Below are 13928 nucleotides of genomic sequence, written 5' to 3'. Positions count from 1 at the left end.
TTGTACCAAACCAGTTAATAATTTAAATATTGAGTCCGTCCGTAATATTTGTGCTATTTGGTCAGTATTATAGCTAGCAGTTAACTATTGAAATAATCTATTCTAATAACTGACTATTATAATGATTGTTAATCATTATAATGAACTATACTTTGTACAAGTTGAGAAAATTTAAATTTAGATATCATTTTTTTACAAGAACCAAGCTAAAGTCTGAAAAAGTTTACCATCCGAATGAAGAATATAGAATTTAGAGTTGAAATTAGTCCGAAATTGCGATAAAGTTTGCAGAAGAAATAAACAAAAATGTACAAAAATAATAATTACTCATAGATCATAAACTATTTAAAATGCAGCTTTAATATATATTATGAAAAATGGAGTAATTGAAAAGGTACACACGAAAGCTTAATGGAGAAAAAGGAATATAGTTTGTACAGAAAAAGGGGGAAATATGGGAAAATGGCTTTTATTATGCTAATAGTTGGAATTTTCTTAAGAATAGAAAATTATAGGATTGGTTTCCTTTTTATTGGACTTGCTCTGGTTCTATTTATTGTTAGATTAGTGCAGAAAATAGGGGGAAAAGCAGGTAAATATAAAGGGCTCTAAATCAACAAGTATTGCTGAAGATAATTGAAGAAAATCAATTCATTTACGGATTGATTTTCTTTTTTTAGTTTTAAATATAAATTCGGTATATACACGATTTCTTGACGGTTGCCATTTTTAACAATTGATAATATGATGCTATCTTCTGGTAATCCAATATCACAAATCCCTTGAAGCATAATCTGTGACGTAATGTTTCTTTTCTTAGACATTCTTTTGATTTTAACCAAAAACTGTTGCTGGTTAGTAAATTCAAGTTTCATAGTAGAATCTCCATATATGTTCTAATCTCTTCTTCAGCATTGAAAGCCCTTGCGTTCTCCATTTAATCTGGATCAATAGTGAGCCATATACAGAGTCATGCGTATGGAGTATTTTCTGTCCTATGTTTTTATTGAAGGCTACTATATGAAGTTTATTTTGATATAGTATTACACCTAATCCGACAATTCAAGCCTAAAAAAATGGCTGATTTTACATTTCTAATAAGTTAGTCATTGGACTTTTTCTGAAAATAAGAATTAACTATGTCTTTTAGGTTAGGCGCACTGGCATCTTTTGCAGATATTTGTTCAAGGTTATTTGGATCAATATGGATTGGCCAGGCAATATCAAGCTCAGAATCCAAAGGACATAATGCTATTCCTGGCATTCCTGGAACCCACTCGTTGTCAAAAAAGTACAGATATTCAGTATTATCATCGAGTGCCTGAAATCCATTGCACACTCCTTGAGGAACAAAAACCTGAATTCCCGGTGTGAGATGCACTGTTACAACTGCGCCTCTCGTTTTACTGTTAGGTCTTGTATCCACATAAACACCAAAAGCGGATCCAAAAGCAACCGTAACCAGTTTTGACATTGCCTCACCATGGAGACCACGAACTGCTCCACGGTTTGTTCGCGTTAAGTTCACTTGTCCCCACGCAGAAACGGTGTTAGGTAGAAAATTGGAATAACTACTCTGACGATAGAGCTCTCGGACAGTTCCTCTATCATCAGTTACCATTTTAGCATTAATTACTTGTAGGCCTTCAATTCTAGATGCTGTGGTAGATATAGGGTCAATATGTAGTTCCATTTTTACACTTCCATTACTTCATTTTTTGAATTTTACTATTGCACTTTATTAATAATAATGTCAAATTTATATTCCACTTCTATAATGTGCTAAAAGTTATTTGGGCTCCGTTTAAGTTATCGTGATGTGATATAAATATTCCATAATCACGATATTTTTATCCATCATACGACGATTGTGCGCTTAATTTATCATTGCGATTTATTATTCAAAAAACTATGGTGTAAGCATCAATAATCGCCCAGTCGCAGCTAGTTAATCGTTAAAGTAAAATTTCATAATTATACACCTCTTTTTTGCTTTGCAATACTACAGATTAACGATAAGAAAACCTATATTTACAGAACGTAACATTTTACGATGATATTATGTAAATAAATGGTTGCATAATCATCATAATGATATCTATTAGAAGTTGTATTATTAGTTGCATATAAGTAATTCAAAAGTACATTGAAAAATGGCTAAAATTGATATTAGAAGAACTATATTATAAGGAAGCTTGTGAGTCATTAAAAAAATGGCAACACTTATCTCATAAAGAGACAGATTGCCAGAAAGAATTGCAATTGTTTATATAATCATTTTTATTTGGTATACTTGGAAAAAAATATTATTGGAGCTGGTTTTTTGAACAATCTTTATCTAGCTATAGCGTTACTTGTTATCTCATTGGCTGCTCTTACTAATGCCGGCAGACTTTCTGTTCAGTATCGAGGTGTACTAAAAAAAATAAAAAAAAACGGAAAATTATTTATCACTTTCTTAGACGAATATGTGCCTCAGGATAGTGAAGAAAAACCTTTACTAAATAAGCGGCAAATGAAGACAATGCTCAAAATAGTATATCCTACCCCTATTCCTGTAATAATAACACGAATTTTAGGAGCTATATCTGCCATTTTATTTTTTACATTACCATTGTTCACTTTTTTTGATATTGATACCAAAACTTTTCCAGTAGAGGTAATTCCGATTGGTTATTTCATCTACATACTTCTTATAGCGCTATATATATATTACTTAAAAAAACAGCAATATCTATTTAGTCTAGAACATGCTTTCAAGAATTCAGGTCTTCCTATGTTAGATGACACTATCGCTCTAACCATGCAACAATTTGATAATTTACTCGCATCGCAGCTTGAAAAAAAGACGTTGGTCTTGTTATATTATATTGAATCCATAAACATTGTAGTTTTTTGTGTTGTTATTTGTATGATAACAACACTAACTTAGCTTTACTTATCAATTTAAGCTTGAATCATTGCTTTAAACGTTTTTGAAAAACAGCATAATTACTGTAAACCTTTTCCTCAATAGCTTTTGAAATTGCTTTTCCAGCAAAAACTATTCCGCAAGTAATACCTACCTATGAGCAGCTCAAGCAAAAAAGCATTAACCAGTTAATTCAATTTGCTGATTTATTTAATGTTAGAGATAAAATCAAGACATGGGCACCACTATGATCTTAGGATTTACAAAGAGGCTTATAAGTTATTAGGCAAAAAAACTGGCATAGCTGGTCTCACAAAGAGATAGCTTGCCAGAATGTTAGGGAATTGCCCATGTTACTTTGTATTGCATGAAAAATAGCATACAACAGAGTTTTATACAGTTCTATTTATTATAGCTAGTCCTAAATAGACATATTTTATTTGGTATACTGAATAAATAAAATAGGAGATGTTTTTATTGAACATTAATCAATTAGACCTATTGTTACTAATCATTTCCATTATTTGTACTATCATTTTTTAAATACATACAAAACGAATAATAATATTTCTGCTACAAAGGAATCTACAACAGTTTCATTAAAATTATATAAGTCAGCAAAAAAATTGTATAATCCAATGAAACTACTATTGCCAATAATTATTGTGAACATGGTTCCAGCAATCATGTTGCTTTTAACATTTCCTGTTCACGGTCTATTAATGGATGTGTTACTCATTTTCTTTTTTGGTTGTATGCTTTGTTTGACTATATATATCTTTTATTTAATAAAACACAAGGATTTTTTTAGTTTGGAAAAACGCTTTGTAAACAGTAGTTATCAAATAAAAAATGATGATTTTTTGTTAATTCAGAAATTTGACTACACAATTTCTCCTCTAATTCAAAGAAAAGCATTTACTATTTTATATGCTTTTGAATTTCTAAATGTTTCCCTGATTTGTTTGATATGGGTCTAAGCTATTTTTACTGCTAACTTGAGTTTTATGTTGTTGCAATTCATAACAACTATCTTTAATTTCTCAAAATACTTTAAAGTAGCCTATCTTTACTATTTGTGGATATTATTGGTATCCATTTTGACATCAAATATTCAGTGGACAAAATAAACCTTTATTTATTCAAAGACTTTTGTATTTTTAGTCGTTGCTGTTTCAACCTTTACTAAGTTTCCTTGTAGTAAAATCCTATACGGAGTATGTGCTACCCCTTTTACAGGATCACATGTGATTAAAGTAATCATTTTTTTATTTGGTACATCATTAATAACTTCTACCTGATATTTAGTAATCCTACGTTTAACATTTAATTTATATACATATACTTTTTTTCCGTTTGTTAAATATACTTTTTCGCCGACTTTTGCCTTAGCTAGTGGTGAAAATAAAATATTAGGATTATTCATATGATGACCAGCCAATGTATAGTTTCCTTTGCCCATCTTTTGATCCTTTTTCATAGTTCCTGCACCACGAAGCAAGTTATCATTACTTATTCCGTAATAAATTGGCAACTTTAAATTAACTGCTGGTACAGCAATCTTTCCAATTACGCCATTCTTACTGTCAATAAATCTAGCCTTTAAAACACTTTTCATCGTTGCTTCTTTTAACTTTGAAAAATCAAATGTTCCTTTTTTAGTCTTTGACGTTATTTTTTTATGCATTTCGGTGGTAGTCATTTGCTTAACCAAAAAATCACTAATTTGCTGATTAAATATTAAACAAAGCCCTACTACCATCATCAAAAATAGTAGTACCCCGACTAACTTTTTTTTCATTTCATTACCTCGTATTGTATTTTATCTACACTTAGGATAATTCTAGTATAAAGTTGACACAGTGTATAGTTTAACCTTCTAAAAACTTTATTGGTACTTGATTTTTGCTTTTTTCTACAATCCTATAAACTAAAAAATTATCCTATAACATTTTACAATGCCGGATAATTTTTATAGTATGAGTCTTTAAATCCTATAATACATTAGTTATTTATTTTTATCTGGTCGCGTGATGAAGAAAATTAATGACATAATAGCTAAGAAGATAACACCTACAAAAACTGATACTCTTGTTTCTGGATTAAAAAACATAAAAATCAATGTTATCACTAATGCAATAATTGCAAAATAACTACTAATTGGATATAAAGGTAACTTAAATGGATGATTACCTAGCTTATCTTTATTAATTTTTCGAAACTTCAACTGACTAAATAGGATTACAAACCATGGAACCATTCCTGGTAAAACACTGGAACTATAAACTAACACAAAAACATTCGAGCTGCCTTTTATCAAATGTGGTAAAACTTCATTTAAAATCATTCCAATAAGAATTCCAATTGAAATTGTTAAAACTGGCAACAGCGGCACCCCTTGACGTGAAAGCCTTGTAAATTTTCTGCTGATTTCTCCTTTTAACCCTAATGTGTATAACATTCTACTGGAGCTGAAAATACCTGAATTACATCCAGACATTGCCGCTGTGACAAGAACAAAATTAATAATAGCTGCGGCTGCAGTAATCCCCACTCGAGAAAAAGTTTCAACAAAAGGTGAGCCCACTTTTGCTAATTGATTCCAAGGATAAATTGTTACAATAATAAAAATTGAACCAATATAAAAAAGTAAAATCCGAGCAACAATCGACTTAATTGATTTTACCACTGTTACTTGGGGATTTTTTGCTTCTCCGGCAGTTATTCCAATAACCTCAATGCCTTGATAAGAAGCAATAACAATTGAAAGAGCAAAAATAAAGCCCTTAAAACCACCTGTGAAAAAGCCGCCATGCGACCACAAATTTGAAAAACCAAGTGGATGCCAATTGTTTCCTAATCCAAGTAAAATAACCATTGCTCCTAATATTAGCATAAAGATGATTGTTAACACTTTTATCAATGCAAACCAGAATTCCAATTCACCATAAGCCTTAACTGAAATTAGATTTGCAATACATAATGTTACCACTACAACAGTTCCCGAAATCCAGCCAGGTAAATTAGGCCACCAATAATTTAAATATTGCCCAACTGCAATAACTTCACTAATGCCAACAACTAAATATTGAAAAACATTGCTCCATGCTGTTAAATAACCCGCTAACGGATGAATATACTCCGTTGCATATTTAGCGAAAGAGCCCGTCGAAGGATCAAGATAAAGCATTTCTCCTAGAGCTCGCATTACAATATATAATACTAACCCAGCTAATGCATATGCTAATAATACAGAAGGACCAGTCCATTTAATTGTAGCTGCGGATCCCATAAATAATCCAACACCAATAGTTCCACCAAGTGCAATCATCTGCATTTGCCGCGAAGATAAGTCACGATTTAACTCTTGTTTCTCTGTCATACAAAATAGCTCCCTTTTCCCTTACTGACAATATAAAAAGGCGCCCCTAGACTAATCTAGGGACGCCCTTAAGCGTGGTACCACCCAAGTTTATTTGTCCTGAATAGACAAAACACTCTTCACTCGATAACGGCTTCACCGGCGTTCATTTCACAATTTAAAATTGCTAATCAAAACACACAAGAAGGTAGTATACTAAAAACTTTTTCAGCCAGCTTACACCAAACTCTGACCTCGCTTCGAAAAATAATCAATAGCACGTGTCCTTCATATATTGCTGGCTTAATTCTAACCGAATTTTGATTAAAAAACAATAATAAACAGCAAAATACTTATCTTTATTTTCTAAGAAGCACTAATTTATGGAAAAAATACCCTTTAAATCAAGGTTACATACATATGTTTTTCCACTCGTTAGTTTTTGACATATCTAATTTTACAATAGTTACCACCTTTAGCTATTGTTTCGCCCAATTCAAATTGCAAGTTTGAAAAATTCTCTGTAACTGCTTTATCCCCTTCCATACAAATATCACATAATCGTGACATCTCCTCAGAGCTTTTCTTCATTCTAAGCCATCTATTTACATAAGGACAATAATGGAAATGAAGTTCAAATTCGTTTTCTGTCGCTTTAATTGTTTCCATTTCATATACATTAGACTCTAAACCACCTGTAAACTTTTCTGCAAATTCTTGCAAATCATCAGGATTTTGTAAACTTTCTCTTAAATCTTTACCATTATCTATCCCATACTGGCGTACTGCGGCTTTTGCGAATACATCATCTTCGCTAGCTTTATCAAGCATATATGTTAATGTGCTAGCTCTTTTTTCTGTTATATCTCTTAATGCATTTGTAACTTCATCATTCAATGTTGGCTTATTAGTTTTTTTAATTTCATCTATTTCACCCGTTTTACCGTCACCAATCATACAATCACCTCTTTATTTTGATGGATCAGCATTAAATACTTTATCTGCATTAGATAATTTGAAGGTATCTTCATATAGATACTTTTTAGTTAGTTTTTCTAAATATCCATTTTTATAAAGCTTCTTTAGTTCCTTATTAAGTGCCGTAACCAACTTCTTATTTTTGCTACTCTTATTCAAAAGAAAATAACTAGCCTCTAAGCCAATTGATTTTGAAACCTGAATTTTTTTACCTTCAGATGTATTTGCAATTTCTTTATAAATAGCATACGGATAAATCAACACGTTATATTTTCCTTCGATAATTTGCTTAACTGCATCTCCAGCAGATTGATCCCCAATCCCTTGCAAAGATACCTTATGCTTAGGATTATTTTCGTTGTATGTTTGAACTATACTATATCGCGCATCATCTGTTGAAATAGGAGATAGCTTCAAGTTTCGATCAGCAACTTCTCTCAAAGAATTTGCCTTTTTTGTACCTTTTTTAGATATTAATCGTAAATCATCCAATCCTGTAGCTCTTGTATGTAGATAATTTTTAAACCTCTCCTTTGAATACCACCAATTTGAAGCTGCTAAATCATATTTCCCCGATTGTAATCCAACAAAAACCGAGTTTTGCGAAGTAGTAGAATATTTAAATTTGTATTGCGAAAGATCCTTATCAATCTTTTTGAGCAACTCACCATAATAACCACCAATTCCTGATCCTTTAGCATAATTATATGGTCGTGTATTGCTTGGTGCAGCAACATTAATTGTTGTAACCTTAGCTGCTTGCACAATGTCATCATGAAAGCTAAAGGCAGAAATAGTTCCAATAGCTATAGTTGTTGATAAAACGATTGCTTTAACTAGTTTTTTATACATAAAAAAACTCCCTTTTGATTATTAATTTTGAAATACTTTTTTTCTAACTATTACTTCACTAAATCTAAATATTCTAGCAAAAACCCAACAAATGACAACGTATATGATTAATGCATCTAGATATGTTTCTAAATATTTAAATCCTATCGATGATATAATATTTGCTTTAGCCATTATTTCAATAATGCCGATATTGTATACTAAAGATGTATCCTTAGTTAAATCTATAAAAAAATTGGCATAATTAGGAATTAAATTTGCTATTAACTGCGGGATAACTATCCGAATCATTGCTCGAAACGGAGTCATACCTACAGATACAGCAGCTTCATATTGCCTATAATCCACTGAATGATAAGCAGATTTGATACTCTCAGATAAGTTTGCCATTGCATTTAATGCATAAGCTGTTATTGCAATTGCTAGCGCTGAAAGACCATTTGGATTCACATCGAATCCATTAGATTTAAGAATCAATAGTAACTGAGGAAGTCCATAATAAACAACATACATTTGAACAATGACTGGTGTTCCTCTTATAAATGAAACTAAAAAAGCAGCAATTTGATTTAAAACAATAATTTTTTTCTCTCTGATAATTACAATCAATACAGCTAGAATAGTCCCTATTAATACTGCTATAACCGATAAATAGACAGTTACCTTTAAGGCAGTCAATATTTGTGGAAAAGCTGAAACAGCAAACTTCATATCAAACAAAATTTCTCACCTCCTTTTCTAGACCGTCACATACTTAAAATGATTTCGAAATAACCTAAAGATAAATTCTACGATTAGCACTATAAACCAATAAATTAATGCCAATGTGACAAAAATACTCAATTGATATACACCTTGGTTTATATTCGATAAATCAGTAGCTACGTTATACATATCTGTAATACCAATCACATATACTAAAGATGTTGCCTTTATCAATCCAATTAAAAGATTTTCAATATTAGGTAATGCTATCAACATCGTTTGCGGCATCATTATGTGCAAAAAGATATGCCGATTACTTAATCCGATTGCTAAACCAGCTTCATGTTGACCTTTATCAACCGCTAAATATGCAGATCTAAAGGCTTCTGCTAAATATGCTCCCCAACCAATTGAAAGCCCTGCAATCGCAAAAAACATCTTTGACCAATCATTAATATTTATTCCAACCACTTCTAATAATTTTGGTAATCCATAATAGGCAACTAACAACATTAATAAAGGTGGTGTTCCTCTACTAATTCCTAGATAGATTTTAGCAATTGCTTGAAAACCCTTGTGCTTTCTCAAATATAGCCATGCTATCAATACACCAACTAATGTGGCAAAAACAAATGATCCAACAATCAGAATTAATGTATTTGGCAATCCTTTCAATAAAGTTTCGATAATTTTTAATTCTTTCACTTTTTTCACTCCTCTAATAATCCTCTGCAATAACGGATAAAAATTCTTTAGTTCTTATATTTTGAGGATGCTCAAAGATTTCACTAGGTTTTCCTTCTTCAATAATTTCCCCTTTATCAAAAAAAATTACACGAGTTGCAACATTTTTGGCAAAAGACATCTGATGTGTAACTACGATCATTGTTTGCCCTTCATCAGCTAATCGTTTCATATCCTGTAAAACTGTTCCTACCAGTTCAGGATCCAGCGCTGATGTTGGTTCATCAAATAATACCAATGCAGGATTCAAAACAGTTGCCCGTGCTATTCCTATCCTTTGCTGTTGTCCTCCAGATAATTGAGAAGGATAAAAATCTTTTTTATCTAATAGTCCCACCTTATCTAATGCCATTTCTGCTAGATTAACTGCTTGTTCTTTCTTAATACCTTGTCCAAAAATAAGTCCCTCCGTAATATTTTCTAGTGCTGTTTTATTTTTAAACAAGTTATAATTTTGAAAAACCATCGCGGTTTGCCTGCGTACTAATAGTTTCTCTTTTTTTGTTGGATTAACTAAATTTATTTCTTCATCTTGAAATTTCATAATTCCTGAATCAGCACTTTCTAAAAAATTAATGTTTCTTAACAAAGTTGTTTTACCCGAACCAGAAGGTCCTATAATAACCACAACTTCACCTTTATCAATTTTAAAATTAATTCCCTTTAAGACCTCATTTCCATTAAAACTTTTCTTTAAATCCTTAATTTGAAGTATCACTACTCATCCTCCGCTTTCACTTATTTATATATAAAAATGCCTCATAGTCAGTTATATTGACTACGAGGCGAATTATCGCGTACCACTCGAATTTAGTTATTAAATCACTTTAATAACCCTCTATAAGCCTTGATCTAAGTTTTTAACTCAAGGCTTAATTGCTATAACAGGCAACCCCTGTCTACTGCTTACTTAAAATAGCTCACAGTAACTTATTTCTAAAAGACCATCTTCACTCGTAATTCCATTAGCTATTTCACCAGTTTAGCCTCTCTGTAAATGAAATTAACAGTTACTCTTCTTTTTAATTTTGAAATATTAAATTGTAAAACTTTTTGCTACTTTACTCAATAAATTTATTTATAAGCACAAAAAAGCCCCTTGCTCATCAAAAAATGACTAAGCAAGGGGCGAAATAATCGCGGTACCACCCTTTTTTTACATCAACTAAAAACATTAATGTCTCAACAGTACAATCATACTCGGGAAGTTATCGGTTCCTACCGAATATTTAGCTTTCACCAAATATTTCTTTTTTGAAGCTCATCTTCATTACAACTCTCAATATCTGTTTTCAGCTGTCTCAGACTCTCTAAAATTGATTATTGTAATTACTCTTCTTCTCATAAGTTTGTTATCATTTATTTAAAAGTTTAACAGTATTCTAATCTAGAGAATGATGATTGTCAATATTTTTTTCTAAATTATTCAAAAACATTGTTCATAACTATATTTTTTAGAGCATACAATTATTTCATTTTACTCAACAGTCGTAATAAAAAGCTGATAGAAAGCCCTTATAAAAACTCTACACCAAAAACAACTTACTCTTCTATGACTTAACTTAATTGACAAATATTCTTTCAAGAACTAGAATTACAATTGTAAACGTAGTTAAAAAATAATTAAATAAAAGAGGAGGAGCTTATCATGATTAAAATTATCGTTCTTATTGTTGCGATTCTTCTTATTGCTTTTATCATCTGGTGGTTTTTTGGAAAGCATGCAGAAAATGCTGGTACAGCAACTATTGTTGATAATAAACAACATGCCAACATCATTGTTAATGGAGGCTATAATCCAACAGTGCTAACTTTAAAAGCGGGAATTCCAACAACAATTACATTTAACCGCAAAGATCCGTCTACCTGTCTAGAAAAAGTTGTTTTTCCTGATTTTGGAATTAATCAGGAACTACCACAAAATAAAGATGTTACCTTTACCATTGATACAAGTAAAACTGGTGAATTTAACTATGCTTGTGGTATGAATATGTTTCATGGCAAATTAATTATAAAATAAATTATACTCAAAAAAGAAAGTAGGAATTGCATATGTTTAATAAAATATCAAATGACGTTTCAATTACAGTCGATGGAGGATATAAACCAAATAACTTTAAACTTAAGGCTGGTGTCCCAGCCAAAGTTACTTTCACACGTGTTAGCGAAGTAGGGTGTACACAACAGGTTATTTTTAACAACGAACGCCGTGACTTACCAATAAACGAACCCGTAACCTTCGAGTTTACTCCTGAAGAAAAAGGCAAAGTAGAGTGGAGTTGCGGCATGAATATGATCCATGGAAAATACGTTGTTAAATAGCCAGTTATCCTATTTTTCGATGTTTTAGCTAATCTACACGAAGGGACGTGTACTTTTATGTCTGTAACAAAACGCTTTATCATTGGAGTGATTGGTTCTGTTCCACTTCTCCTTAATATGATACTCTCTATGGCTGGAATAAGTTTACCAGGTGGTGCTTGGCTTCTCTTTTTCTTTGGCTCTTTAGTTTACTGGTTAGCTGGTTTACCTTTTTTACAAACAGCAATCGCATCTTTTAAAAACCATCAAGCTAACATGGACACGTTAGTTGGATTAGGAACAACAATTGCTTATTTTTATAGTATTTATGCAATGTTTACTGCCCCTAAAGGAACCTATTTTGAATCAGTAGCCGTTGTTATCACGTTAATTCTATTAGGCTCTGTTTTTGAAGAACGCATGAAAACACAAGCTTCAGGTGCTGTTGAAAAATTAATGGATTTACAGGCTAAAAATGCTGAAGTTTTGCGCGACGGAACTTTTATCATGCTTCCACTTGAAAAAATTACCGTTGGTGACATTATTCGAGTGAAACCTGGTGAAAAAGTTGCGGTTGATGGCGTAATTAAAGATGGCACTTCAACCCTTGATGAATCCATGGTGACTGGTGAATCCATGCCTGTCAAAAAAACAGTCGGTGATTCAGTAATTGGTGCCACAGTCAACACAACAGGTACTTTTACCTTTACCGCTACTAATATTGGTAATGACACATTACTAGCTCACATTGCCGAAATGGTTCGTGAAGCACAAGCATCTAGAGCACCTATTCAAAAAACAGTTGACACTATTTCTAATATTTTTGTCCCGGTTGTGCTAATTACTGCAATTGTTACTTTTGCTGTTTGGTATGTTTTCATTGGTACAAGCGCCGTTACTGCTCTTGTTTTCTCTGTTTCGGTCATGATTATCGCATGTCCTTGTGCATTAGGAATAGCAACACCTACTGCACTAATGGTCGGTACTGGTCGTGCCGCTAAACTTGGTATCTTAATTAAAAATGGTGAGATTTTAGAAGCTACACACTCTATTAAAACGGTTGTTTTTGATAAAACAGGCACTATCACCGTTGGCAAGCCTCAAATAACCGATATTATTAGTTTACAAGCCACAGAAAACGAAATTCTCCGCATTGCAGCTGGACTTGAAAGTTCATCTGAACATCCACTAGCGCAGGCCATTTTAAATGCCGCTAAAGAAAAGAATATTACTGCCGCAGAGGTTAGCAATTTTGCCGCTATTTCTGGTAAAGGTGTTCAAGCAATGATTGATGGTCAAGAAGCTTTCATAGGCAATGAAAAGCTAGCTAACGATTTCAAAACTGACAATTCTTTACATGAAAAAATTGTCAAACTGCAAAATGAAGCAAAAACTGTCATTTTAGTTGGTTACGCTAAACAGATTATCGCTTTAATTGGCATCCAAGACGCTCCTAAACCAAGTTCAAAACAAGCTATCTCAGCCCTTAAAAAAATTGGTATGCAAACCGTCATGCTTACCGGTGATAATAAACTAGTTGCTCAAGCCATTGCTAAAGATGTCGGAATTGATGAAGTAATTGCCGAAGTCTTACCTGGCGATAAAGCTGCTACCATTAAAAAACTGCAAAAAAGAAATCCAGTTGCTTTTGTTGGTGATGGTATTAACGATGCTCCTGCACTTACAACCGCTAATGTTGGAATTGCTATGGGATCAGGAACTGATATTGCCATCGAATCTGGTGGGATTGTTCTTGTTAAAAATGATTTGATGGACGTAGTAACTTCTTTGGTTCTTGCTAAAAAGACATACGACCGGATTTTGCTTAATCTTTTTTGGGCGTTCATCTACAACGTGATTGGAATTCCTATCGCCGCAGGTTTATTTACTACACTAGGATTAACTTTAAGCCCTGAAATTGCAGGGCTTGCAATGGCCTTAAGTTCTATCACCGTTGTATTAAGTTCTCTTTTGCTTAACTCAACTAAACTTCCCACAAATACTGCATCAAATAAAAAAGTTGCTACTGCTTAAATTTAATATATCGCTACCTCTCGCAAATAAGTCGGATTTCAG

14 protein-coding genes are annotated in these 13928 nt (G+C 32.4%); 5 read left to right on the top strand and 9 right to left on the bottom strand.

Features of this window, described 5'->3' with window-relative positions; all coding sequences use genetic code 11:
- The first annotated feature begins 462 nt into the window (after positions 1 to 462).
- On the top strand, positions 463 to 612 hold the full coding sequence (locus tag LB941_RS00285) for a hypothetical protein (RefSeq protein WP_253358441.1): 150 nt from the start codon (positions 463 to 465) through the stop codon (positions 610 to 612).
- On the opposite strand, the gene LB941_RS00280 is transcribed toward LB941_RS00285, so the two are convergent.
- Both LB941_RS00280 and LB941_RS00275 read right to left on the bottom strand, forming a co-directional pair.
- A complete protein-coding gene (locus LB941_RS00280; protein WP_253358439.1) occupies positions 609 to 875 on the bottom strand; it encodes a hypothetical protein in 267 nt (88 codons plus the stop codon). The two genes, LB941_RS00285 and LB941_RS00280, sit on opposite strands and share 4 nt — an antisense overlap.
- A 227-nt stretch (positions 876 to 1102) precedes the next feature.
- Positions 1103 to 1693 (bottom strand): dTDP-4-dehydrorhamnose 3,5-epimerase family protein, encoded by a 591-nt coding sequence (locus tag LB941_RS00275; RefSeq protein WP_253358431.1) that lies wholly within the window; start codon positions 1691 to 1693, stop codon positions 1103 to 1105.
- Between the two features lie 630 nt (positions 1694 to 2323).
- Between LB941_RS00275 and LB941_RS00270 the strand changes: the two genes are divergently transcribed.
- Entirely contained in the window at positions 2324 to 2932 is a 609-nt protein-coding gene (locus tag LB941_RS00270; RefSeq protein ID WP_253358429.1) for a hypothetical protein, read from the top strand.
- A gap of 1117 nt (positions 2933 to 4049) precedes the next feature.
- Here the strand turns inward: LB941_RS00270 and LB941_RS00265 are convergent.
- From LB941_RS00265 to LB941_RS00235, 7 genes are all read right to left on the bottom strand, one after another.
- Complete coding sequence (locus LB941_RS00265) at positions 4050 to 4712, bottom strand: class A sortase (RefSeq protein ID WP_253358427.1); 663 nt, start codon at positions 4710 to 4712, stop codon at positions 4050 to 4052.
- A gap of 207 nt (positions 4713 to 4919) precedes the next feature.
- Positions 4920 to 6293, bottom strand: coding sequence for an amino acid permease (locus LB941_RS00260; RefSeq protein ID WP_253358425.1), 1374 nt, complete (start codon positions 6291 to 6293; stop codon positions 4920 to 4922).
- Positions 6294 to 6707: 414 nt separating this feature from the next.
- The gene (locus LB941_RS00255) at positions 6708 to 7229 is read right to left on the bottom strand and encodes an L-2-amino-thiazoline-4-carboxylic acid hydrolase (protein WP_253358423.1); all 522 of its coding nucleotides are present in this window, start codon (positions 7227 to 7229) and stop codon (positions 6708 to 6710) included.
- A gap of 12 nt (positions 7230 to 7241) precedes the next feature.
- Complete coding sequence (locus tag LB941_RS00250; protein ID WP_253358421.1) at positions 7242 to 8102, bottom strand: transporter substrate-binding domain-containing protein; 861 nt, start codon at positions 8100 to 8102, stop codon at positions 7242 to 7244.
- Between the two features lie 21 nt (positions 8103 to 8123).
- The gene (locus LB941_RS00245; protein ID WP_253358749.1) at positions 8124 to 8813 is read right to left on the bottom strand and encodes an amino acid ABC transporter permease; all 690 of its coding nucleotides are present in this window, start codon (positions 8811 to 8813) and stop codon (positions 8124 to 8126) included.
- A 27-nt stretch (positions 8814 to 8840) separates the two neighbouring features.
- Positions 8841 to 9512 carry an amino acid ABC transporter permease gene (locus LB941_RS00240; protein ID WP_253358412.1) on the bottom strand — a complete coding sequence of 224 codons (672 nt, stop codon included), beginning with the start codon at positions 9510 to 9512 and terminating at the stop codon, positions 8841 to 8843.
- 13 nt (positions 9513 to 9525) lie between these two features.
- Entirely contained in the window at positions 9526 to 10266 is a 741-nt protein-coding gene (locus LB941_RS00235; protein WP_253358747.1) for an amino acid ABC transporter ATP-binding protein, read from the bottom strand.
- A 933-nt stretch (positions 10267 to 11199) separates the two neighbouring features.
- On the opposite strand from LB941_RS00235, the gene LB941_RS00230 reads away from it, so the two are divergent.
- The 3 genes from LB941_RS00230 to LB941_RS00220 are packed head-to-tail and all read left to right on the top strand — an operon-like array spanning position 11200 to position 13886.
- The gene (locus tag LB941_RS00230; protein WP_253358410.1) at positions 11200 to 11571 is read left to right on the top strand and encodes a cupredoxin domain-containing protein; all 372 of its coding nucleotides are present in this window, start codon (positions 11200 to 11202) and stop codon (positions 11569 to 11571) included.
- A 32-nt stretch (positions 11572 to 11603) separates the two neighbouring features.
- On the top strand, positions 11604 to 11873 hold the full coding sequence (locus LB941_RS00225; protein WP_253358408.1) for a cupredoxin domain-containing protein: 270 nt from the start codon (positions 11604 to 11606) through the stop codon (positions 11871 to 11873).
- A gap of 57 nt (positions 11874 to 11930) precedes the next feature.
- Positions 11931 to 13886, top strand: coding sequence for a copper-translocating P-type ATPase (locus tag LB941_RS00220; protein WP_253358406.1), 1956 nt, complete (start codon positions 11931 to 11933; stop codon positions 13884 to 13886).
- Positions 13887 to 13928: the final 42 nt, after the last annotated feature.

Origin of the sequence: Ligilactobacillus ubinensis, assembly GCF_024160875.1 — a bacterium.
Lineage (GTDB): Bacteria > Bacillota > Bacilli > Lactobacillales > Lactobacillaceae > Ligilactobacillus > Ligilactobacillus ubinensis.
The sequence above is the reverse complement of the archived record's forward strand: the minus strand, read 5'-3'. Positions and strand labels throughout refer to the sequence as shown.